At 54.3% G+C, this 22,927-nt stretch carries 18 protein-coding genes; 10 read left to right on the top strand and 8 right to left on the bottom strand.

Going from position 1 to position 22,927, the window contains the following annotated elements; all coding sequences use genetic code 11:
• The first annotated feature begins 69 nt into the window (after positions 1-69).
• From V6L79_RS07500 to uxuA, 4 genes are all read left to right on the top strand, one after another.
• Positions 70-1,104: a Zn-dependent oxidoreductase gene (locus V6L79_RS07500; protein ID WP_338580011.1), complete on the top strand. Its 1,035-nt coding sequence runs from the start codon at positions 70-72 to the stop codon at positions 1,102-1,104.
• Between the two features lie 205 nt (positions 1,105-1,309).
• Positions 1,310-2,596, top strand: a complete 1,287-nt coding sequence (locus V6L79_RS07505; protein ID WP_261741037.1) for an MFS transporter — start codon at positions 1,310-1,312, stop codon at positions 2,594-2,596.
• 11 nt (positions 2,597-2,607) lie between these two features.
• Positions 2,608-4,059, top strand: a complete 1,452-nt coding sequence (locus V6L79_RS07510; protein ID WP_338580012.1) for a mannitol dehydrogenase family protein — start codon at positions 2,608-2,610, stop codon at positions 4,057-4,059.
• 17 nt (positions 4,060-4,076) lie between these two features.
• Positions 4,077-5,252 carry a mannonate dehydratase gene (gene uxuA, locus V6L79_RS07515; RefSeq protein ID WP_338580013.1) on the top strand — a complete coding sequence of 392 codons (1,176 nt, stop codon included), beginning with the start codon at positions 4,077-4,079 and terminating at the stop codon, positions 5,250-5,252.
• Positions 5,253-5,465: 213 nt separating this feature from the next.
• Here uxuA and V6L79_RS07520 read toward each other — a convergent pair whose 3' ends face one another.
• Positions 5,466-5,918, bottom strand: a complete 453-nt coding sequence (locus V6L79_RS07520; protein WP_261741040.1) for an Lrp/AsnC family transcriptional regulator — start codon at positions 5,916-5,918, stop codon at positions 5,466-5,468.
• A 167-nt stretch (positions 5,919-6,085) separates the two neighbouring features.
• Here V6L79_RS07520 and V6L79_RS07525 point away from each other — a divergent pair, with 167 nt between their 5' ends.
• From V6L79_RS07525 to V6L79_RS07535, 3 genes are all read left to right on the top strand, one after another.
• A complete protein-coding gene (locus tag V6L79_RS07525) occupies positions 6,086-6,703 on the top strand; it encodes a LysE family translocator (protein ID WP_321835863.1) in 618 nt (205 codons plus the stop codon).
• 29 nt (positions 6,704-6,732) lie between these two features.
• Complete coding sequence (locus tag V6L79_RS07530; RefSeq protein ID WP_321837373.1) at positions 6,733-7,293, top strand: DUF924 family protein; 561 nt, start codon at positions 6,733-6,735, stop codon at positions 7,291-7,293.
• 87 nt (positions 7,294-7,380) lie between these two features.
• Positions 7,381-7,770 (top strand): cytochrome c family protein, encoded by a 390-nt coding sequence (locus V6L79_RS07535; RefSeq protein WP_321835864.1) that lies wholly within the window; start codon positions 7,381-7,383, stop codon positions 7,768-7,770.
• Here V6L79_RS07535 and V6L79_RS07540 read toward each other — a convergent pair whose 3' ends face one another.
• A complete protein-coding gene (locus V6L79_RS07540; RefSeq protein ID WP_338580014.1) occupies positions 7,771-8,100 on the bottom strand; it encodes a hypothetical protein in 330 nt (109 codons plus the stop codon). It lies immediately after the preceding gene.
• 183 nt (positions 8,101-8,283) lie between these two features.
• Between V6L79_RS07540 and V6L79_RS07545 the strand changes: the two genes are divergently transcribed.
• A complete protein-coding gene (locus tag V6L79_RS07545; protein WP_338580015.1) occupies positions 8,284-8,727 on the top strand; it encodes an SRPBCC family protein in 444 nt (147 codons plus the stop codon).
• 343 nt (positions 8,728-9,070) lie between these two features.
• Here the strand turns inward: V6L79_RS07545 and V6L79_RS07550 are convergent, their stop codons facing one another.
• From V6L79_RS07550 to V6L79_RS07565, 4 genes are all read right to left on the bottom strand, one after another.
• The gene (locus tag V6L79_RS07550) at positions 9,071-11,398 is read right to left on the bottom strand and encodes a TonB-dependent siderophore receptor (protein ID WP_338580016.1); all 2,328 of its coding nucleotides are present in this window, start codon (positions 11,396-11,398) and stop codon (positions 9,071-9,073) included.
• A 76-nt stretch (positions 11,399-11,474) separates the two neighbouring features.
• On the bottom strand, positions 11,475-12,314 hold the full coding sequence (locus tag V6L79_RS07555) for a FecR domain-containing protein (protein WP_338580017.1): 840 nt from the start codon (positions 12,312-12,314) through the stop codon (positions 11,475-11,477).
• The gene (locus V6L79_RS07560) at positions 12,311-12,850 is read right to left on the bottom strand and encodes an RNA polymerase sigma factor (RefSeq protein ID WP_261741048.1); all 540 of its coding nucleotides are present in this window, start codon (positions 12,848-12,850) and stop codon (positions 12,311-12,313) included. The genes V6L79_RS07555 and V6L79_RS07560 overlap by 4 nt, the downstream gene beginning before the upstream one ends.
• A 149-nt stretch (positions 12,851-12,999) precedes the next feature.
• The gene (locus V6L79_RS07565; protein WP_405046613.1) at positions 13,000-13,206 is read right to left on the bottom strand and encodes a hypothetical protein; all 207 of its coding nucleotides are present in this window, start codon (positions 13,204-13,206) and stop codon (positions 13,000-13,002) included.
• Between the two features lie 432 nt (positions 13,207-13,638).
• On the opposite strand from V6L79_RS07565, the gene V6L79_RS07570 reads away from it, so the two are divergent.
• Positions 13,639-14,532, top strand: coding sequence for a hypothetical protein (locus V6L79_RS07570; protein WP_338580018.1), 894 nt, complete (start codon positions 13,639-13,641; stop codon positions 14,530-14,532).
• A 1,261-nt stretch (positions 14,533-15,793) separates the two neighbouring features.
• Positions 15,794-19,780: an ATP-binding protein gene (locus V6L79_RS07575; protein WP_338580019.1), complete on the top strand. Its 3,987-nt coding sequence runs from the start codon at positions 15,794-15,796 to the stop codon at positions 19,778-19,780.
• 506 nt (positions 19,781-20,286) lie between these two features.
• Here the strand turns inward: V6L79_RS07575 and V6L79_RS07580 are convergent.
• A complete protein-coding gene (locus tag V6L79_RS07580) occupies positions 20,287-21,210 on the bottom strand; it encodes a hypothetical protein (RefSeq protein WP_338580020.1) in 924 nt (307 codons plus the stop codon).
• Positions 21,210-22,646 (bottom strand): AAA family ATPase, encoded by a 1,437-nt coding sequence (locus V6L79_RS07585; protein ID WP_338580021.1) that lies wholly within the window; start codon positions 22,644-22,646, stop codon positions 21,210-21,212. Before V6L79_RS07585 ends, V6L79_RS07580 begins: the two co-directional genes overlap by 1 nt.
• Positions 22,647-22,927: the final 281 nt, after the last annotated feature.

The raw sequence follows: 22,927 nt of genomic DNA on the forward strand, positions 1-22,927 counted from the left end.
AAAAGCGTTTAGCACGACTGTTAAATAACTATAAAAAACTGGGCGTCATGCCTTGGCAGGAGTTACCCGATGAAAGCGTTTCAAGTAAGAGCTCCCTTTGAGTTCGGCCTGGCCCAGGTTGATACCCCGCAACTGGCGCGCAATGAGGTCAAGGTTGACGTGGCCTATGCCGGTATCTGCGGCTCGGACCTGCATATCATTCACGGGCAGAACGCCTTTGTGCGCTTCCCCCGGGTAATCGGTCATGAGTTCTCTGGCGTGGTCAGCGACGTCGGCGCGGACGTGGAGCAGATCAAGGTCGGCGACCGCGTGTGCATCGATCCGGTGATCAGCTGCGGTACCTGCTACCCGTGCCGCATCAATCGGCCCAACGTCTGTACCCAACTGCAAGTGATTGGCGTACACCGCGACGGTGGTTTCAGTGAGCAGGTCTGCGTGCCAGCAAGCAATGTCCATCGCCTGCCGCAGAGCATGTCTCTCAGCCATGCCGCATTGGTGGAACCGTACTCCATCGCCCTGAACGTGCTTGACCGCATGCAGCCGCACCCCGGCGACAGCCTGCTGATTTACGGCGCTGGCGTGATCGGCCTGACCCTGGTGCAAATGGCCCGTGCGTTGGGGCTGACCGACATTACTGTGACCGACGTGATTGACGAACGCCTGGCAACCGCCCGCGCCTTTGGCGCCAGCCGCACCCTTAACGGCAAGGACGTGGACGTTGAGGCGACGATGCGCGAACTGACCGGTGGCGAAGGCGTGCCGCTGATTGTCGATGCGGCCTGCATTCCGGCGCTGATGCCACAAATGGTGCGCATAGCCTCATCGGCCGGGCGTATCGGTTTACTGGGTTTCAGCACCACACCAACCGATCTGGTGCAGCTGGAAATGATCAAGAAAGAACTGACGTTGGTCGGTTCGCGCCTTAACAACCGCAAGTTCGCGCGGGTGATCGAGCTGATCGCCAGTGGCAAGTTGCAGGTCCAGGAAATGATCAGCCACCGCATCCAGTTCGATGAAATGCCGGAGGCGATCGCGTTGATCGAAAACCACCCCGAGCAGACTCGCAAGGTGCTGGTGCAACTGAGCGCCAAGGAGATTTCGTAGCAGTTGCCGCAGGCTACGTTCGGTTGCGCAGCAATCGTAAATCCAGAGTTCCAGGTTTGCCTGATACACCCAGGAGCCTGACCTTACGACAGCTTCGCTGCCGGACGCAGCCTTCGGCAGCTGCTACGAGTTTTGCGTACCGCACACAGATACACGTGCCCCAGCGGGCACCCTCACCGAATAAAACAACAAGCGGGAGGTTCCAATGTTTGGTCAAGGTCGTACGTTAGTCATCATCATGCTGTTCCTGGCAGGCGTTATTAACTACCTGGATCGCTCGGCATTGTCCGTGGCAGCCCCCTTCATCCAGAAAGACTACGGTCTGACCACGGGTGAAATGGGCATGATTTTCAGTAGTTTCTTCGTCGGTTATGCGGCATTCAACTTTATCGGCGGCTGGGCGGCCGACCGCTACGGCGCGAAAACCACGCTGCTGTTGGCCATGGTGCTGTGGTCGCTGTTCAGTGGTCTGACGGTATTGACCGTCGGCTTCATGTCGCTGGTGTTTATCCGCATCCTGTTCGGCATGGGCGAAGGCCCACTGAGCGTGACCACGAGCAAGATGGTCAACAACTGGTACACCCCCAAACAAAGGGCGCGGGCACTGGGCACCTCGATGTCCGGCACCCCATTGGGTGGCGCAATTTCCGGGCCGGTAGTGGGCTTTATCGCTATCAGCTACGGTTGGAAAATCTCGTTCGTCATCATCATGTTGGTGGGCCTGGTGTGGGCTGCGGTCTGGTACAAGTTCGTCAAGGACAAGCCTACCGGTAAGGTCGCCGAAGAAATTGCCCAGGGCGAAGGCCAGAGCGCGATGGCGGCTCAGCCGGTTCATCCGTTGCGTTACTACCTCAAGCAACCGACAGTGTTGTTCACCTCGCTGGCGTTCTTCTCGTACAACTACACGCTGTTCTTCTTCCTGACCTGGTTCCCCAGCTACCTGACCATGGCCCACGGCCTGAACGTCAAAGAAATGAGTATCGCCACGGTTATTCCCTGGGTGTTGGGCTTCCTTGGCCTGGCGCTGGGCGGCTTTATTTCCGACTTTGTGTTCAAGAAAACCGGGCGAATGATGTTTTCGCGCAAAGTGGTGCTGGTCACCTGTCTGTTGGCGTGTGCGGTGTGCATCGGCTTTGCCGGGATCGTCAAAACCCTGTATCCGGCGGTCGCGCTGGTGGCTCTGGCGGTGTTCTTTCTGTACCTCACCGGTGCGATCTACTGGGCAATCATCCAGGACACGGTGCCTGCCGCTCGCGTCGGTGGTGTCAGTGGCTTCATGCACTTGCTGGCCAATACCTCGGGCATTATCGGCCCGACCCTGACCGGCTTTCTGGTGCAGTTCAGCGGCTCGTTCACCAGTGCCTTCCTGTTGGCGGGGCTGCTGACCATCATCGGAGCCGTGTGTGTGGCGCGCTATGTCAAACCGCTGCCGGTGATCGATGAGTCCGTGCCGCCAGCAACCGTGCCACGTTCGGCCCTGAGCCACCCTTGAGGAGAAGGTTGATGTCTGTCGTTCAACGCGTTCCTTCAGCCCCAACCGCGGCTGAAATCGGCATCGTGCATCTGGGGTTGGGGGCGTTTCATCGCGCCCACCAGGCGGTCTATTTGCAGCGCAACCTCAATCGTCACGGTGAAAGCCAGTGGGGGGTGTGCAGTGCCAACCTGCGTTCCAATCGCGCTTTGGTCGAGCAGTTGCGCGCGCAACAATGCCGCTATGCCGTGGCCGAGTATCGTGACCGTGAACAGGTGACGTTGCGTGAGATCACAGTGGTGCGTGAAGCGCTGTATGCCGGTGATGGCGGTGATGAGCTGGAGCTGTTGTTGCAGCGCATGGCCGACCCGCGCACGCGGATCGTCACCCTGACTGTGACCGAAAAGGGCTATTGCCTGAGCCCGGCCACGGGCCAGTTACGCCTGCAGGATCCAGCGATTATCCACGACCTTGCCCACCCCCAGACGCCGCGCACCGCTCCGGGGATTGTGCTGGAGGCGTTGTGTCGGCGTCATGTGGCAGGTATCCCGGCATTTACCGTGTTGTGCTGCGACAACATGCCGGACAACGGCCAGCGCACCCGCCAGGCAGTCATGGGGCTGACGGTTAAAGGCAGCGAGCTGGCGCAGTGGATCGAGCAGCACGTGGCTTTTCCCGGTTGCATGGTCGACCGCATCGTTCCGGCCATGGACGCGCAGGCATTCAGCGGTCTGGAGCAACTTGGTTGCCAGGACCCCGCGGCAGTGGTGTGTGAAAGCTTCAGCCAGTGGGTGATCGAGGATCACTTCCCCCAAGGCCGTCCCGACTGGGAGGTGGAGGGCGTGCAGATGGTGACTGACGTGCGGCCCTTTGAAACCATGAAGCTGCGCATGCTTAACGGCAGCCATTCACTGCTGGCCTATATTGGCTTGCTTGCGGGGCACGAGACGGTATTCGAGGCAATCAGCGATCCTCATCTGCTGCGGTTTATCCAGCGCTATATGGCCCAGGAGGCCGCGCCGACTCTGGATATGCCGCCGCAGATCGACGTGTCCGGTTATGGCCGCGACCTGTGTGCGCGCTTTGCCAACGACAGCCTGCAACATCGACTGCGTCAGATCGCCATGGATGGCTCGCAAAAACTGCCGCAGCGCTGGTTGCAAGGCGCGCAGGAACTGCTCGATGCGGGGCACGGCATGGACTGCATTGCGTTGGGTATTGCGGCCTGGATTCGCTACTGCACACAGCCCTTGCCCGGCAGAGATGCCCATGTGGTCGACGATCCGCTGAGCGCAACTTTCGCTGATCTGGCCGGGCGTTTTGACGGTGCCCAGCGGGTAGATGCGTTCCTCGATCTGGAGCAGGTATTCCCGGTCGTGCTGTCGGCGCGCGCAGATTTTCGCGATGCGGTTCAGGGCGCTTATCGCGCATTGGAGCGCAACGGTATGGCCAGTCATTTAAAAACTCTAGCGGCACATAACTAACAAAAAGGGAGATAGACATGGAACAGACTTGGCGTTGGTTTGGCCCCCAGGACCCGATTTCGCTGGCGGATGTGCGCCAGACCGGAGCGACCGGAATTGTCACCGCGTTGCACGAAATCCCCAATGGCCAGGTGTGGCCGGTGGAAGCGATTGCGGCACGCAAGCAGATGATTGAAAACGCCGGTCTGACCTGGTCGGTTGTGGAAAGCATCCCGGTGCATGAAGACATCAAGCGTGGTTGCGGCCGCCGTGACGAGTACATCGCCAACTACCAGCAAAGCGTGCGTAACCTGGCGAGCTGCGGCATCGATATCGTCTGCTACAACTTTATGCCAGTGCTCGACTGGACCCGTACCGACCTGGCCTGGGAAATGGACGACGGTGGTTGGGCGCTGCGTTTTGACCAGACCGCTTTTGCCGCTTTCGATCTGTTTATCCTGCAGCGTCCGGGGGCAGAGGCCGAGTACAGCGCCGACGATATCCAGCAGGCGAGGGTTTACTTTGAGAACCTGACACCTGAGCAGAGTGAGCAACTGGTCAACACCCTGATTGCCGGTCTGCCTGGTGCCGAAGAACATTACAGTCTGGACGATTTTCGCGCCTTGTTGCGCACCTACGCCGATATCGACGAAGCCAGGTTACGCGAGCATCTGGGGCACTTCTTGCGTGAGGTCATCCCGGTCGCAGAAGAAGTAGGGGTGCGCATGGCGATCCATCCGGACGATCCACCGCGGGCGCTGCTGGGCCTGCCGCGTATTCTGTCGACCGCCGCCGACGCGCAATGGTTGCTGGACGCAGCCCCCAGCCCGGCCAACGGTCTGACCTTCTGCACCGGTTCCTACGGCGTGCGTGAAGACAACAATCTGGTGGCGATGGCCAAGCAATTTGCGCCATTCATTTACTTCACCCACCTGCGCTCAACCCGCCGCGAGGCAGACCCGCGCAGCTTCCATGAGGCGCACCACCTGGGCGGCGATGTGGATATGGTCGGGGTGATCGGTGCGCTGGTTGCCGAGGACCTGCGACGTGAACGCGAGGGCGGCCCACGTTTGCCGTTGCGTCCTGATCACGGCCATCAGTTGTTGGATGACCAGCACCGCAAGAGCAACCCTGGTTACTCACTGATCGGTCGCCTCAAGGGCCTGGCCGAGATCCGCGGGGTTGAATTGGCAATGCGCCAGCAGTTGGCGTGAGCGCAGCAACATGCTGGATTTTGTAGTCGCGGTCGAGCTCCGGCGAGGCTACGATCGGCGACGTAGTCGTCGTTAAATTCAGACACGGCGGTGTGCCGTCGTAAATCCGGTACTCAGGATTTACGACGGCTACGCAGTCGAATGCAGCCTCGTTCTACTCGTCAGCGCCTACACGTTTAGCCGCGGTAATCAGCTGTCCACTTCCATGTGCCCTTACAACGGCAGCATTCTGTCTTGAATAACCCGCTTCATCACGAGGGTTGAGGTGAGGCGTTGAACGTTGGGCAGTGAGGTCAGGCGCTCATCGTAGAGCTGCTGGAAGGCCGGAAGGTCGGCTGCAACAACATGCAGCAGATAGTCCGGGTCACCGAACAGCCTTTGCGCGTCGACGATTTGCGAGGTTTCGATCACCGCTGCTTCAAAATCTGCAATCGCCTGGCGGGTGACTTCACGCAAGGTGACGAACACCATCGCGGAAAAATTCAGCCCCAGCTCACTCGGCGCCAGCAGGGCGCGGTAGCCCAGGATCACGCCAGAGTCTTCCAGCGCACGCACGCGACGATGACAGGGCGAGAGGCTCAGGCCAACGCGTTCGGCCAGTTCAGTGAGCGAAAGTCGGCCATCGGCTTGAAGCTGCGCAAGAATCTTTCTGTCAATTCGATCCACGTGGAAGAACCTTCCCTTGTGATTGCGTCTGGTTGGGATAAACGAAAGATAATCCTACCAGCATTTCCTTATTCTTCTTTTGCCTGCTGGCGCTTTTATCGGTGACAGAGGTGAAGGGTCGTGCCCTTCAAAAGCCATCGAGGTTCCAGCGTAGAAGGTAAATTCTTGTGACTCTCAGTGTGTTGGCCGCTTTTTGGGCGGTGTCGTTTTTGTTCATCATCACACCCGGTGCAGATTGGGCTTACGCGATCTCTGCGGGCATGCGCGGGCGCTTGGTTACGCCTGCGGTGGCGGGCATGCTCTCTGGACATTTGCTGGCCACGTTGATTGTGGCCGCCGGTGTGGGCGGGCTGGTGGCACGCAATCCGATGATCCTTACCGGGCTGACGGTTGCCGGAGCGGTGTATTTGCTCTGGTTGGGTGTGTGCATGCTCAGGGATCCCGCGACGCCTCAGTCCGGGCAGGGGCAGGTATCTGATTCATGGTTGCGCTGGGCGTGGAAGGGGTTGTGTGTCAGTGGCTTGAACCCCAAGGTTCTGTTGCTGTTTCTGGCCCTTTTACCGCAATTTACCGACCCGCTGTCGACCTGGCCGATACCGACGCAAATCATTGCCCTGGGTGCGTTGCATGCGGTCAGTTGTGCTGCGGTGTATCTGATGGTCGGCTTTAGTGCCCAGGCCGTATTACAGACCCGGCCAAGTGCGGCGAAAAACGTCAGTCGGGTTTCTGGCGCGGTGATGGTCCTGATCGCGGTGGTGTTGCTGGCGGAGCAGGCCTACAGTTGAGGTTCCCCCAGATTATCGAGGATGAAGCTGTGGCAACCACTGAAAGCGATCTGCACCCAACGCCGCGGGCGGTGATTGATTTCTGGAAGCAGGCGGGGCCAAGGCACTGGTTCGCCAAGGATGAGACGTTCGACGATCTATTTCGCGAGACCTTCTACACAGCTCACTTCCAGGCCGCCAGACGCGAACTTGAGCACTGGATGGAGCAGCCCGAGGGCGCACTGGCGTTGCTGTTGCTGCTGGATCAGTACCCGCGAAATTCATTTCGCGGCACCGCGCATATGTTCGCTACGGACCCGCTGGCGCGCTTCTACGCCCGCCAGATGATTGCTGGTGGTATGGACAAGCAAGTCGATGCAGCCTTGCGCCTGTTTTGTTATTTGCCGTTTGAGCATTCGGAGAACAGTGACGACCAGCAGCTGTCGCTGCAACTGCATCACGCCCTCGATCCGAAGGACTCAAAATGGGCAGAAGACCACGCTGAAATCATCCAGAGATTTGGACGCTTTCCACATCGCAACGATGTTCTAGGACGCGAGACCACCGAACAGGAGCGCATGTTTTTGAATGAGGGTGGATTTGCGGGTTGAGTGGGCATCAGGTGCTGCGGCTGGGGAAAGGCTCTGCAAGCAGGCATAATCGGCGCCTGAACCCCCTCATCTGATTCGGAGTCACCCATGAAGCCCCTCGCCCTGCTGACCTTGGCCCTGATCCTCACGGGTGGATTGTTCAGCACCGGTGCGGCTGCGGCAGGTGATGCGCAAGCGGGCGGCAAACTGTTCACTAAAACCTGTGGTGGCTGCCACAGCATCGGGGAGAACGCCCGCAATGGCTTTGGCCCGCAACTCAACGGCGTGATCGGGCGGCTGGCCGGTGCGAGTGCTGGCTACCAGTACTCCGACGCCATGAAAAACTCTGGCGTGGTGTGGACCCGGGAAAAACTGGCGGCCTATATCGAGGCCCCGAAAAAAGTGGTGAGTGGCACGCGGATGATCTTCTGGGGGATCAGTGATCCCGAGAAAATCGACAACCTGCTGGCTTACATTGAGACGTTTCAGGGGCAGTGATCACTGAACGGCCTTCAAGTAATCCTTGAGCGTCAGCAGTGCAGGGTGCATCTGTTCCAGGGTCTGCGCGTTTCTGACATCGCAGGACAGCTTTTGCAGCTCGCGGCCCATGGGTGTCTGTTCGCCGCCTAAAGCGTTCAGCGCCAGATCCAGACACTGGTCGACTTTATGCTGGATGGTATCGATATCGGCATTGCGCACTTCAAAGGCAAACACGTCGCGCTGATAGTCGTCCATCATCGGATCGTCGCGCAAAATCGGGCTGCTGCCGTCCGTCTCATGCACCAGCTTGAGAGAGAAAAGGGCGACTGCCTCCAGCGTCAATTCCATGGTCCGGGTCCTCTATTAAATTCTGTACTTCATGCAATGGGTGCTATGCCGCGCGATTGTACAGTCAGGGATTGCTATCCGCCTAAAGCTGTCGCCATCAGGTCACTCGTCACCGCCGGGCACGGCGTGCGTAGGGTCTTCTAAGCTGTAAGGCCGTAGTTTCCGATAATTTCTGGAGCAGTCATGACCTCTAATACCATTCGGCTTCACCGCATAATCAAAGCCACGCCGGAGCGCATATATCGTGCGTTTCTGGATGCCGATGCCCTGGCCAAATGGCTGCCCCCGAACGGGTTTACGGGCAAGGTTCACCATCTGGACGCAAAGGTAGGTGGGACTTTCAAAATGTCTTTCAGCAATTTTGGTAGCGGCCAGGTTCACTCGTTCGGCGGGGAATACCTTGAGCTGGTACCCCATGAGCTGATTCGCTATACGGACAAATTCGACGATCCCGCCCTGCCGGGCGTCATGCAGACAACCGTGTCTTTGCGTGAGGTGTTCTGTGGCGTGGAGTTGACTGTGGTGCAAGAGGGGATCCCCGAGGTCATTCCGCCAGAGGCGTGCTACCTGGGGTGGCAGGAATCGCTGGTACTGCTGGCCCAACTGGTTGAGCCAGAGATCCCTTGATGCATTCTGCTGCAAGTGCAGTTGTATCCCGCAGGCAGCACGGTTTTTTTGTATTCAAGGTGCATTGAGCAGCACCTTGAGATCAGGACGCCCCGAACATTGTCGGCTACGTCCGCCGATCCGCGCATCTCTGCCACTTTGGACATTCCATGATTGGGGCCTCTAGGGCGAGCTGATTTTCGTTGATCTTGAATAGCAGGGAAGGAACTAAGTCAGAGTTTGTGCCCCCAAAAGTCAGGATTGGTGTCCAACTTTTGGGGGTAGTTCATTTGGAGTGCGTATCCCCTGCAGGAACTGTCGAGTGAAACGGGGGTGCGATCTTTTGGTTCTGAACTTAATGGGATTAGAACCGGTAATTGAGCCCAAGCGTCAACGACCGCTCAGGTGCCGGTTGACGGCCCCAGGGGCTGGTGTCGATGCCGCGGAAGTAATACTCGCGGTTGAACAGGTTGCTGACGCCTGCTGAAGCGGTCAGCAGGCTGTCATCCTGGAGTTTGAACTCACGCTCGATCGCGGTATTCCATACCCAATAGGCCGGGAGTTTGCCCACCGAAGCCGTCGCGCCTTCGTCACCGGAATTGGCGGCGTCGGTGTAGGCGCTGCTGACGAACAGGCCGTCAAGGCTGTAGGTCCAGTGCTCGGCGAAGCGATAACGGCCGTCGACATTGAACTGGTTTTTTGAGGCGAACGGGACTTCGTTGTCCTTGAAGGCGCCGTTGCGCTGTTTGGCATCGAGGTAGGCGTAGCTGGCGTGCAGGTCGAGGTCGGGCAGCGCGGCCGGGGTCCAGAACACTTCGGTCTCAATGCCCTGGTGACGGGTGCTGCCAAGGTTGTCGAAGCGGTCGGTGGTCGCGTTATAGACGATCTGGTCGCTGAAATCGATACGGTACAGACCGGCGTCCACCCGCAGACCTTGCCATGGCGTATAACGCACGCCGGTCTCGTAGTTCCAGGCCAACTCTGCGCCGACGTCACCTTCCTTGACGATCTGCGTGACCTGCGGCGGCCGCAGGGATTTCTGCGCGTTGGCGTAGATGAACCAGTCATCGCTGGCCTGGAAGCCCACGGTCAGGCCGGGCAGCCATTCTTCTGATTTGTTTTCATGCTGGAACCCGGTGATGCCGTCGTCGTAGTTCATGCGCGCGTTTTCGTAACGCACGCCCGGCGTAATGGTCAGCCGGTTGTCGAGCAGGCCGATGGCGTTGCTGAGGTAAAAGGCCTTGGCATCGTCTTCGAACGTCCAGTCGCGGAACGGCGTGGTGGTACCTGTGGCGAGGCTTTGGCGATTGACCTTGTAGTCGATGTCTTCCTTGACGTAACGCGCTCCCAGCAACCAGGTCTGGCTGAAGCTGTCACCATCGATACTCATGCTCAGGCGCGGTTCAGTGCCCCAGACCTTAAAGTCGCGCGGGCCGTCCTGCTTGGTCACCGCCGCGCCGTCCGGGGTGAAGGGCAGGCCGACCACGAAGTTGCGGTAGCTGTTGTGAGCGAAGTTGGTCCAGCTGAATGCCACTGAATCGAACGGGCCCATCGCGCCCAATTGCTGGGTGTAGGTGCCCCAGACGCGGTCGGTATCGCCTTCGAAGCGGTCCAATGGGCGGGTCGATTGGCGTGGGTTGTCCTTGTAATCCTTGACGCTGAGGGCGCCGGCCAGGTCCATGTCGGCCTTGTAATGCTGCACGCCGAAGCTCAGGTCGCGGTCATCGTCGATGTTCCATTGGCCCCGCAGGCGATAGTTCTGGATATCGGTGTCGGAATGCTCGCGGGCGGTTTCACCATTGATGGTGTTGAGGTCCAATTGCAGGCCGAAGTTGTCGGTCAGGTAGCCGCCGGTGCCGATGTAGGTGTCCCACAATTGGCGGCCTCCGGCGTTGAACGTGGTGCGTTCCTGCAAGGTGGTTTCCCATTCCTTGGGAATCGGTTTGCTGATGAAGTTGATCACCCCGCCGACGTTGTTCGGGCCGTATTGCACGGCGGCGCCACCGCGCACGATGTCGATCCGGTCGACGGTCGCGAGAGTCACCGGGAACAGCGACAAACCGGTCTGGCCGTAAGGCGCGAGGGCCAGGGGAATGCCGTCGGACAAGGCCTGGACCCGGCCGCTACGGCTTTCATACAGGCCTCTGACGGAAATCTGCGGCAGGGCACCGGTGCCGGTTTCGTCGAAGATTTTCACTCCGGGCACCCGTTGCAACGCATCGTCGACGCCGCGCACGCTGGCTTTTTTCAGGTCTTCTTCTTTGACCATCGAACGGCTGCCGGGGTAGGTGAGGACTTCCGGGTCCGTTGCGCCACCGAGCACGTCGCCCTTGATCACCATTGGCGCTATGTACTGGACTTCGGGCGGTTTGGCGGCCACCGGTTCCTGTGCCGGGACGATGATGAACGTGTGCTCATCGCGCACTCGGGATTGCAGGCCGCTGTGGTCGAGCAGTCGCGACAAGGCTTGTTGTGGTGTATAGCTGCCCTTGACCGCTTTGGTGGTTTTGCCCGCAGTAATGTCGCTGGCAAAGATGATCTGCACCGACGATTGCTGCGCCAGGGCATTGAGTGCCTTGTCCAGGCTGGTGCTCGGCAGGTCGAGTTCGACCTTGTCCTGGGCCTGCGCCGACAGGGCGAACAACAGGCTGGTGGCGAGGACGGACAAAGGCAAATGCCGGCGGTACTTCATGGACGGTGTTCCTTGGAAAGTGGGGTCTGCCTTACTAGCCGCCACGGGTGCGGAAAAACCCTACCTCTGTCGGAAATTATTTTTTCGCCGCCTTGCGCCGCACATGCGTAGTGCCATCGGCCTCGGTGTTGAGGCTCAAGGGCAGGATGCTCGGCAGCAGGTTCAACAAGTCTTCGACGTTACGGTTATCGAACACGCCGCTGATCGGCAGGCTGGCCAAGCTCGGGTCATCGAGCACAATAGACGGTTTGCGGTAGCGCTGGATTTGCCCCAGCGCCTCGGCCAGTGGCGTGCGGTAGAAAATCAGCCGATTGTCCTTCCAGGCAATGGCGGCCTCGGTGTCGACGGCGAGCGGTGGTTGTAGCTGGTTTTGCCGCACATCGACTTGCTGCCCCGGCACCAGTTGCACGGTGTGCCCGGCATCGGCGGTGGTGCCCACGCTGACAGCGCCACGCACCAGCGTCACGCGCACGGCATCCGTGAGGTGGCTGACGCTGAACAGTGTGCCGAGGACGTTGATTTGGGTGGTGCCCGCGTCCACGCGGAACGGTCGGATTCTGGTCTTCGACACATCGAACAGCGCCTGACCGGACTCCAGTTGCACATGCCGGGAACGCAGGTGCCAGGTGACCGAGGCCCGGGAGTCGCTGTCCAGGGTTATGCGACTGCCATCGGCGAGATTCAATACCCGGCGTTCGCCGACCGCCGTATGGAACTGCTCGCTGTGATAGGCCGGATCGATCCAGGCCAGCCCCGCGCCGAGCATCACCAGCAACATCGCGGCACCCAGAGTTTTGCGCGGTTTGCGCGGCGTAGGTGTCGGCAACGGGAAGCGATTGCGCAACTCTTCGCGATGGCGCGCGAGTGCTTCATCTTCACGGGACAGTGGCGGTTTTGGGGGGCGCGCGGGGCTCACTGGGCAAGCTCCATGGCATGCAGATCAGTGTCATCAAGGTAGGCGCGGCAGGCGGCCAGGCCTAGGCGCAGATGCTTTTCAACGGTCTTCAAGGAGACGCCCATCTGCGCCGCCACTTCGGCCTGCGACAGTTCATGAATTTTGTGCATGACGAAGACCATCTGACAGCGCGGCGGCAATTGTGCGATGGCCTGGGCCAGGCGCTCGAATTCCCGGGCGGCCTCATATTGACGCGGTGGCAGGGGGGCTTCGCACACTGGCTCGCTCAGGTCGGGCAGGGCGACGATCAAGGCCTGGCGCCGGCGTTCGCTGCGATAACGGCTGACCGCCTGGTCGTGGGAAATCTTGCGCAACAAGGCCAATGGCGTGCGCACATCCTCTCGTTCGCGTTTTTCCAGCAATTGCACGCAGACGTCATGCACCACTTCGCGGGCAAATCCCCGATCACCGAAACGTCGACGAACATGGTCGACCAAGTCGTCGTAGTGACGCACCAGGGTGCTGATCAGCGATGGCTTGGCTGGGTCGAACGACATGATGGACCTGAGGCGATGCAGAGCGGCTGTAAATATAAATGAGAAACCTTTCCATTCATAGCCTCGACAATGATCGCCTTCGGTCGAAGGACTGCAGGAGGAGGCGAGTAGCATCCGCCGCCCCAATGACGATTACTTGCCGCCAATGCTTACTGGTAGGGCGCGATCTGGTCATCAGTCAGCGCCGCCTGGTCTTCCATGATCGCAAGGTCGTTCCACTCCAGCCCCCATTGCTGAATCGCCACCAGATCACGGCCTCTGCAATGCCAGACCCGCTCGAGCCGCCGACGGCGTGTCAGCGTCCCCGGCCTTGAGTCATGCGTCAGCAGTTGCGCGAAAGGAGCGGGCTTTGGCAATGTCGATGGCAGCTTTGGCAGAACGTTTCTGTTCCAGAGGGTCGGCGCGCTTCATCCTTGTATCCCAGAGCTCGGTATTTTTCTCGGGATACAATTGGGGATATAGGGATGCAGGGACACAGCGGATAGGGGGAGACAGGGGTAGATCGACAGGCACAAAAAAACCGGCTCAGGGGCCGGTTTCTCTGTGCTACAAGTCTTGGTAGGGACTTGTAGGTACTGCTATATGGTGCCCGAGGGAGACTCGAGACTTCCATATATTCTGTGGCTTGCAGCCAGATTATACGGTTAGGGATACACGTAGGGATACATCGTGCGGGCTGTTGCTTATGAATGCTCGACACAGAGTTCGTTTCTTGGGAAAGTTCCTACAGGATCTGGAGGCTTTATACTCACCTTTTGGAGCTCTTGCTACTGGAAGGAAATTATTGGATGCCGACTTTTGCAGATTCTCGTGTTGCTCTCCCCCGTTCGTGGGATGAGTTCGAGGACATTGTTTGCTCTGCCGCCAAGAACCGCTGGAGTAATCCGGACTTCACCCGCCATGGACGTCAAGGGCAGCGGCAAGACGGCGTAGACATTTACGGCAGTGATCAAAAAGGCATGCTGGTCGGGATTCAATGCAAGAACACCTGGTCCGGAATCACTTCAAACATGATCGCGCAGGAGGTACAGAAGGCAGAGTCCTTCCAGCCTCGCCTGACTGCCCTCTACATAGCAACAACTGCTGACACTGATCAGGCGGTGCAGCGGGCAGTCCGTGAAATGTCGGCTGCGCGCAAATCGCGTGGCGAATTTGAGTTGATGGTTTTGTTCTGGAATGACATATGGCTCGATCTCACGCTTAACGAGGCACGCCTATTCCAGCATTATCCTCAGCTCCGCCCGATCAGTTCGGGAAGCAATCTGCCTACCCACGATCAAAGGTTATTTCAAGACTTTCAGTCAGCTTTTCCCTTTGAGCCTGCCGTGCGTCTTCTTCGAGAACATGACTTTGGTGATGCCTTTTCAAGAGGCGACATCAAGCCGCTGTACCGATTTTATGAGGAGTGGGATCAGCCCGAAAAGGAGTTTCTTGATTCAGATCTCCAGGCAGAGCTCTGTGTTCTTCATGCGGCTGCGCGTAGGTTGTCCAACCATTTGGTAGGAAAAACGGTACCGGTTTACGGAGGAGATCTTGCTTCTGTGTACTCTGATCGTGATCGCGCATCAGGCCCTCGAAATGCACATGTCTTAGAGGACGCACGTGTACTGAACGAGGAGGCTAGGATCTTTGTACCTGTGTACGAGAATTTTTTCCGGGCGTGCAAGAAAAAGCTCGGGTAGTAAACAATGGTCTGTATTTCTTCCGTAGTTGCAGGAGCGTAGGGCTGGACTTCACCGCATCCGCGATTGGGCAGGGAGTCTCATGGGACTGAAAATCAAAAAAGTCTCTGGGGACCCTGACGATTTTCGATCTACACGGGGTCGGAAACCCGCGGGATTTTTTTAGCAGTAGGGCACCCAGCTTATTGAAATTTCAATCGTTGAAATTGAAAGGTATTGAAGAAAAGAGGAGGGGTGAGTCTTGGCTCGCAGCAGGGCACTGGATGTGTTGCTGATAGTGAACACCTAGGTGAGTCAACAGGGTCAACCGGTCAAGTGTGGTCAACAAACTTTGGAACCCAGGCACTAACGATTTCCTGCGGGTTTCCTGCCCCGTGTCTCCTCGAAATGCCCAGGGTCCCCAGCGTCTTCGGAGTCATAGTGCAAATGCACTGGTGAACCAGCAGTTCACCCGGTTCACCTGTTCACTAAGCTGTGCACTTTTCCTCTAACACAATCGCGCGGGTTTCCTGCCCCGTACGCATGGATGTTCCTCAGGGGCCCCAGCAGGATTTGGGTTCCGAGCAAGCATGATATGGACCCTAAGCTAGCAAACGCCAAGGATTTTGGCGGCCAGCGCTCGTAAAGGCGGCAATGTCCGTTTCGTGCATTGCCTTGAGGCAGCCCGCCACCGGTGCCATCCAGATTAAAACTCCGTTGGCGTTCTTAAAAAAAGCTTCGCAAGAGCCCGCCACTTTTGACATCACGGAGAGAGGAATAGGTTCCCATCGCTGATGGGGCAGTTGCTCGTGGGGCTAGGGGCTAAAAATCAATGTTACGGACGTTACACTTGTTACGATATCTGATAAGTTGTTGATTTTATTATATTTTTTAAGCGTAACCTTGTTGGTTTATGCTGTCGAGAACTAGTGTTACAAGGGGGGAGGTGTTACATATGATTGATGCTTGAGCTTGCTCCTTTTGGCCTAAATTTACTGCTGGCTGAAAGTAGTTGTCACCCCACACTATCATTTAGATTTTCCTTGGCATATACGTGCTGCTTCAGGCTCCACAGATTTGTAGATACCAATCTCAGCAGTATCAGCATTTGGTTTTAGAAAGCTGGTAGAAGTCCTCCTCAAACTTTATGTTGTAAATACGACCTCTTCAAGATTGCGAGCAATACCTGTTTGTCTGGTTTAAGTGTGCGTCGTGCGACGAGCCAGCTTTTTCGTTTCTATCGCGCTTGCCTTCTACTTGTTGTGATGCCAAGGATGCCCTAATGCAAGCCTCACCCCCGAATCAAGCCGAAAATCTGGATTTAGAAAACTGTACGTTAGATGAAATCGTTGATGTGCTGTGTGCAGGCAAATCGATCAATCTCCCTCTAGGTGCCGGCTCATTTACTCTAGACCTTGAAGACGCTCGTCTTGCGTTGCAATTTTATGCGCGACGGAGGGATCTCTGGCCTCAGGGAAAATTAGTTTCAGCTAGCGAGGTTGATCAACTGATTGAGGCAATAGATAAGCCGCAGTCACACGTACCGCGTAGCAATTCAGCGAATATCGGATCTGCGCGTCCTTGTTGGCGTATCAAAGAGTTACGAGCTCATCGTTTTGCTGGGCTTCAGCGTCATTGCAACGCGGCCGGGAAAGCACCTGAGGTTCTGACTCTTAGTCTGGACCGCGATGTGACATGCATTTGGGGGTTCAACGGCGCCGGTAAATCTTCACTACAGAGTGCAATTATGTGGTGTCTAACCGGTAAGGCACATCGTTCTCAACACAAACCATCGGAAGTACACAGTCCAATCAATGTCGACGTAATCTCAGAAAATGGAGAAAGCGGTAGCAATAGTAGTTTCACTCTGCCCGTAATAGTTCCACTGCCTTCTGCATCAGATCTCTCTCTTTTAGGCGACCTTCCAGCGTGTGACACATGGGTAGAGCTGGCTCTACAGAACCAAGATGGCGAGAACGTGACAGTCAGGCGCGAACTCAGGCGAAACGCAAGAGGAACGGTTACCGTAAGCGTTAGCGGTTTAGACGATTTAGGGCTCCCACAGTGGGCCATCGAAGCAGGGACGTTGATGCCTGCTATCGCTGCTAATATGCGCTTCGATGAGAAAACTAGTTTTGCAGAGGCCATCTCTCAGCTTACAGGTCTACGACCATTGCAGGACTTGGGCATGCGTTTGCCACGTCTCGTCCGACGCTTGGAAAAGGACGATACCGACACTGTCACTGATGCTAAAGATGCTGCTCGTATTCATTTCATAGACAGCAAAACAGCGTTTATTGATGCTTGGCGTGCGCAGTTAGAAACGCTTGGCCCTGAACCCGATTTATTGACCCCTGATAAGGTTGAGGCTGAGAATAGTTGCATTAATTCAATCGCAATCGTACGAGAGAGGCTCGTTCAGCATCAAGCAAGTGGTCTGAAGGACGTTGAGACGATTCTTGGAACAACTGCCTCTTTGGCAACGCCAGAGCGTACCAAAGCTTTACTCGACCAATTAGCTTCGGCAAGAGAGCAATTGACCGGAGCTGCTCTGAAAGGGCTTCCTTCACTTCGTACTATTCATCAGATCAAAGAAATCAGCGATGAAGATCGTAACGCACTATTTCTTAAGCTTGAGGAATTGGCAGAGCGGGCAGTAGCTCAGGTTAAGCGCCAGCAAAATAAGGAAAAAGCAGCGCGTCAGCAGCTTTACACTATGGTTGCGCAGTGGCACCACCGGCAACATCCGGATGAAACTATATCTGACTGCCCTGTTTGTGGTTCAGATCTCACCCAGGTCCCCTCTGACGCTCTTTTAGACTCCGATGTTGCTGCCGCTCTTCAGGCAGGGCGCCAAGCACATCATGATGCTACAAAATCACTTGCTGATTGGCAGAAGGAGGCGGCTAGTGAACTGCTGGAGTCGCTTCCTGAGAGCTTGAAGATTTTTGCCGAATATAAAGGTCGGGGCAACGTCTCAGACCTTTACAAAAGCGCTTATGTAAACGAAGCCCTCAAGGACCGTTCATTCGAAGCTGATCTTAAGCCGATCCTGAGGAACGCGCGCAAGCTTTGGGATCAACTAATCAGCGTGTATCCGCTTTCGACTGAACAGTTACAAGACCCTATTAATTTGCCTCAAGAGCTTGCTTCGGGGCTGTTGGCCAGTCGATTCGCTAATCTTCAGCATGTTGTGACTCTGAGTGTGCAACGCATGGCTGTTGAAGATGTTATGCAACAGCTTTTAGGGCGATTTCTCGGCGTGGGGGTGTTTTCGCGAGGCGAGAAATTGGACGAATCACTCGATTTGATCAATCTTCCTATCAGGCATCAGTTGTCAGCGCTGTACCAAGCTATCACTACTTCTGAACCGTTGATTTCTTTAACGCGGCAGATTGATGTGATAGAGGACGCCCGTAAGCGTTGGGTGCTCGCTAGTCATAGACTCAAGCTCATTAAACGAACAGCAAAAGCAATACAGCAGTTGACTCGTTTACCTGAGTTGGTTGAGTGTCAAGTAAACGGTCTGATCCAGTTGCTGGATACTCGTACAACCGCCTGGCTCGATCTAATTTATCGCCCTCATTACAACGGTGGTCCGAAATATCTTGGTCTAGATCCTGCTCGTTCTCAAGGGGTGGGACTATATGCAGGGCTAGGTAAGGTGCGCGTACAAGCACATGAAATCATGAACTCATCTCATCTGCGAGCTTGTGTGTGGGCGTTTGTTTTCAGTCTGTGGGAGCGTATTCGAGAGCGCAGTGGAGTGTTAGAGGTACTGCAACTGGACGATCCTCAGACCTTTTTTGACCCTATTAACACTGAGAATCTTGCAGCAGTAGTCCCGGCTCTAGTCAAAGCGGGTATGGCGATTATTATCACGTCCAACGATCATCGTTTCATAGCGGCAGTGAAAGATAAGCTGCCTAAAAGCTCAGCCACGTTTCCGTCGTGGACAATGTTGCAGATAAGCCCTTTGTCTTTGTCCAGACTTACAGTTGCCCTGACGCCCACTGTAGAAGAAGTAAACGAGCGTCGACAAGCATGGGCAGAGGATTCCAATGACATTGCGGCGAGTCAGGAATTCGTAGAGCGAGTTAGGCTACATATCGAGAATCGCTTATGGGATTTACTCGCCGCTGACCCTATGCTTCTCTATAAGCCAACTCTTGCAGATCTGATCGCTCATATTGCCAGCGCACGAAATGCGGGCGAGTTGCCTTTCCAAGAGCCACCTTTCGAGAAGCTTCTGAGTTGCAACTCATTGAAGCCGGGAACGCATTTTTACAGAACAATCAACCAAGCGCACCATGACCTTCGAAAAATCACTCCTCATGATGCAGGAGTGATTGATGAGGGTTTTACAGATGTTGATAGGCTGATGAGAAGCTGCGCTGCAGCTTATGCAAGATTCATGGGGCGGTTGACTCGTGAGGATGAACAGTTTTTCTTTGCGACAGCCCCAGAGGCCCCTGCTGTATTAACAAATCACGAGCAGAAATTTCGTATTCTTGGTGACTTCAATGCCAATGCTCAAACAGATATAGACTTAGGAGGCGAGTCGTTAGGTACACTTTCTCTGGAGTCTTTGGGGGCGGTAGCACTTTATGCGATCCATGGTGATTCTTTAGGCTCTTTCGCGAGACAGGGGCAAGTAGTAATCGTTTCTATTGAAGGGACTGCAAAATGCGGTGATCCTGTTATCGCACTGAACAGCGATAAGACTTTCGCTCGCCGTTACCATTCAGATAAGACTGATACCAGCAGGTTGATGCTTGCTTGTGACCAAAACGTTAGTGATAGGGTGGCCCCCGCATTGGCATTGTCTAGGAATAAAGTGCGCCTAATGCCAATCGTAGGGGTGCTATACGATTCTGTCTTGCAAGTCGGCCCAGGAGAGGCGCGAAACCTGGATAGTAGTGAAATTTTAAGAAGTCCGTTGTTCGCTGCTCGTATTATTGATCGTAGTGGCTACCCATTAATACGCCATAACGACTGGGTGCTGTTAGAGCCCCTCTCAGTTTCTTGCTCGGAAGACTTGGAGCCGCTACGTGGTGAGTTAGTGGCGTTGGTAGCTTGTCGTGAGGGTGACAAGCAATCATATTTGAAACGTATTGGAATACCTATTAGTGGAGATGTTCGAAACTTTGACAGTGCAGGTACGTTTGGGGAATCGGTTGCCATAGCTTGCACGTTTGAAGGGGACTCAAGCTTGCTGAAGTTAATGGATGCTTGGCGCGTTCGCGGAGTCCTTCGAGGGGTTTCTTAAGGGTTTGATGCTGGCTAATTGATATAATGATTTTATAGTTGGAGTGTGGCTCTCGACTCTTGGATAATTCCTAGAAGAGAGAGCTGTCTGTACAGAAGTTATTCTTAAATTTAATTGGGTTAGATGGTGTGTCGCAGGATATATGTTATTCGGATAGCATGTGAAACTGTAAGTCTTTAGTGGGGTTTGAAATTGTCTAGGTCTGTGCTGCAATGTTTGGGTTTCTGGTTGAGGTTTTTATCAGTGGGATAGAGTTTGGTAGTGCGTTAATTTTTCTTTGTGGAAATGCGGTGCCTAGATTTTTCGTTGTTTTCCTGCTTGAGTTGTTGGTTGGCTTGTGGCGTGTTTAGATGGTTTTGGTAGGGTAAGTTTTGACTAATAAGCGGTTATGGTGTTCTTAAGTTTGCAATTAATTTTTTTGGTTTGTTATGTAAGGCACCACTGCTGGTTCAGCGAGGCGAGTGGTGCTCTTCATTTGTTATTATTATGTAATTCTGATGAGAGAATTAGTCAGTGAGTGCGCCGAATTGTTTTGCAATGCAAATTCTTGCTTTGCCATAAGGTACCGATTTATAGGTTTCTGGCTCGAACTCTAGATAGTCGTCAATTGAGGTTTCAAAGTCCAGGGCCTCATCGTGCATGTTGAGCCGTGCCGATACTCCGCGCATTTTCTTTGCTAAGTGATATGCTGTGCCTACATAGTGCTGGTAACGAGTTATCAACTGAAATGTTTTAAGCGACTCAAGTGAGGCGGGCTCATTGTCTACTATGAACAATGATAGTCGATATCTGTCCTTGGGGAGGTTTAGCGTAATAGCCTCAGCTGCGTCCTGTTGGGTGTCTACAGTAAGTGCGAAACCTATTGACTCATTATCCACCAAAGGATTTAGGTGTGCTTTCGTAGCAAAGTCCACCGAACCTTTCATTTGGCTGCCGTTACATTTTTCGCAGCAAGGAATAAAGTTCGACAAACTAAGTGCCAGAAATGGATAGTCAGCCTTGGCAAAATAGTGGTCTATAGGTGGGCGATAGCCTTTCCCATTTCCATTGGGTAAAGAACTATCAATTACGACAAGATGACAGTATGAGCAAGTTTGGTGTCGGGCTTGGATGCACAATTGGTAGGCGGTCCAAGGCTTGTCGGATTTTTTTGAAAAGTCCGAATAATTAAATATTTTTTTTAGTTTGCTTCCAGCTTTTGAACGAAGTGAGTGGCTCTTAAAGTTATCGTTGTAGCTCCTAATGCTTGAAAGAAAATCTGTCGGTGATCCGGAAACTATAATCTCTCTATTATCCTCAATGAACTGATAAACTTGGCGTTCAAGAGCTGAGCCTCCCAGCAGCGCCACCCCCGCATCGATGACTTTGTTTAGGAACTCAGCGTGTTGTAAAACGACATCCTGCCAAATATCAGAAATATTGATAATCATTATTTGTTTTCTCGCATCAATGCGGATCGAATCGCTACATCCCCGACAGCTTTTATCAGTCGACGATCTGTATCTGTCAAGCTAGAACTTTGAGCTCGTCTGTAAATCTCGTTTATCTTTTTAGCAGCAAACTCACCAAGCGAACTTGACTCAAAAGATCCAGCGATTACCTCCTCCAAAGGTGCGGCAAAGGTTTTCATTGTTTCTTCGGAGTCAAGGTTGGTAACGAACTCTCCAGGGATATCTGCTGCTAAAAGTGGTGAGTGAGTAGCTAGGATCAACTGTAAGCTATCAAGATTATGCTGGGTCTTTAAATCACCAAGATATTTATTTAAAAGTGAAAAATATTTACGTTGCCAATCTAAGTGCAGGTAGGCGTCCCCCTCATCTATCAAGATTACTAATGAAAGACGCCCCTTTTTTGCTGCGTTGTTTACAGCCTCACCAATCAGAGCGAACTGTTCGACTAGCGCTTGTAGCCCCGAGCTCAAATTGGACCACTCAATCCTAATAGGGGTGTCGTAACGCTGAATTGCATTTAGCTGAGCGATACCGTCAATTTGAAAGGACTGTCTACTTTCAGTTTCATACCAGTCATTTGGGTTGCCGTAGGAGCTCAATACCTCTCTAGTTTGCTCCACGATCTCATCCAGAATAGATATGTGATCTGGACTAAGTCTGTAATTCACTAGGCCAAGATGTGCTAAAAAGGCTTCGGCCGCATTGGAAATTTCCTTTTTGCTTGAACGGGTACCAATGTATTCGAGTGCTGTTAAATATAGAAGCCGATCATAGTCTGGCATTCTAATAAGAATAAGTTCCTCTAGTTTTTTTTCAAGTGCCTTGAAGATTTTTTCTTTTTCTAAGTCGATTTCTCTAAGGTCATCATCGAGATTAAGTGTTTTTTTAGCGACCTCGTCGTATCTCCTAATTAAGGATTTTAAGTGGGAGTCTAAGATTGTAGGTGCCCGCCTGAGAACAGGGATGATTATTGTTCGGTAAACGCTGCGAGAATAGCCGAACACCCCAGTCAGTCTTGTATCAACTCCTAGAGCGGTGGCAACTGCTCCCAGTCCACTAATGCGGGCGGCGTCATTTGACTTTCGTGCGCGAGGGGATGCGTCAATCAACCCAGCACGCTGGTTAAGCTTCCGCCTATAAGGCAAAGCCGAATAATAGATTGCGCAAAAATTTGGTTTTTTTTCGCCATGAGGTGAATGCCGCTCAGATTCACTGAAGTAAATATCAGCGCCATCTTTTTCGGGAGCTGCAATTGCATTAGCAATTGCTAATAGGAGCTTGGTTTTGCCTGAGCCATTCTTGCCTAATAAAAAATTTACACTGTCTATATCAAATAATCTTCCGAAAGTTTCCAGTTTCGGTGATAGCAGCTCAAGCAATCGCTCATCTATTCGTAATGCAAGAATGCTCGACATATATGTTCCTTCATGAGTGGAGTGTGTAATTGTAATCTTGTTTTAAAATTATTATCTTTTTGTATGAGCAATGTGTTCTTAAGAGTCTCGCTGAGGGTGGTGGCGCTATGATATCGCAGCGCTGAATTTAGCACCCGGATCACTGCTACACAAATGCATCTTTGGTTATTCCCTCCCTGCTTTTGGCCAGTTACCTGTGTAGGCGTTCGTTCGACGTTCAACTTTAATGTCGTCTCCGGAGCAAAAAACCTCTAAATCGCCAAGACCTTTCAGGCATTACC

It is taken from the genome of Pseudomonas sp. ML2-2023-6 (assembly GCF_037055265.1).
Lineage (GTDB): Bacteria > Pseudomonadota > Gammaproteobacteria > Pseudomonadales > Pseudomonadaceae > Aquipseudomonas > Aquipseudomonas kulmbachensis.

Coding starts and splice junctions, on each gene's coding strand:
- V6L79_RS07580 (WP_338580020.1), bottom strand. CDS start 21,210: ATGATTATCAATATTTCTGATATTTGGCAGGATGTCGTTTTACAACAC.
- V6L79_RS07535 (WP_321835864.1), top strand. CDS start 7,381: ATGAAGCCCCTCGCCCTGCTGACCTTGGCCCTGATCCTCACGGGTGGA.
- V6L79_RS07570 (WP_338580018.1), top strand. CDS start 13,639: ATGCCGACTTTTGCAGATTCTCGTGTTGCTCTCCCCCGTTCGTGGGAT.
- V6L79_RS07540 (WP_338580014.1), bottom strand. CDS start 8,100: ATGGAATTGACGCTGGAGGCAGTCGCCCTTTTCTCTCTCAAGCTGGTG.
- V6L79_RS07575 (WP_338580019.1), top strand. CDS start 15,794: ATGCAAGCCTCACCCCCGAATCAAGCCGAAAATCTGGATTTAGAAAAC.
- V6L79_RS07560 (WP_261741048.1), bottom strand. CDS start 12,850: ATGTCGTTCGACCCAGCCAAGCCATCGCTGATCAGCACCCTGGTGCGT.
- V6L79_RS07545 (WP_338580015.1), top strand. CDS start 8,284: ATGACCTCTAATACCATTCGGCTTCACCGCATAATCAAAGCCACGCCG.
- V6L79_RS07500 (WP_338580011.1), top strand. CDS start 70: ATGAAAGCGTTTCAAGTAAGAGCTCCCTTTGAGTTCGGCCTGGCCCAG.
- V6L79_RS07510 (WP_338580012.1), top strand. CDS start 2,608: ATGTCTGTCGTTCAACGCGTTCCTTCAGCCCCAACCGCGGCTGAAATC.
- V6L79_RS07550 (WP_338580016.1), bottom strand. CDS start 11,398: ATGAAGTACCGCCGGCATTTGCCTTTGTCCGTCCTCGCCACCAGCCTG.
- V6L79_RS07505 (WP_261741037.1), top strand. CDS start 1,310: ATGTTTGGTCAAGGTCGTACGTTAGTCATCATCATGCTGTTCCTGGCA.
- uxuA (WP_338580013.1), top strand. CDS start 4,077: ATGGAACAGACTTGGCGTTGGTTTGGCCCCCAGGACCCGATTTCGCTG.
- V6L79_RS07585 (WP_338580021.1), bottom strand. CDS start 22,646: ATGTCGAGCATTCTTGCATTACGAATAGATGAGCGATTGCTTGAGCTG.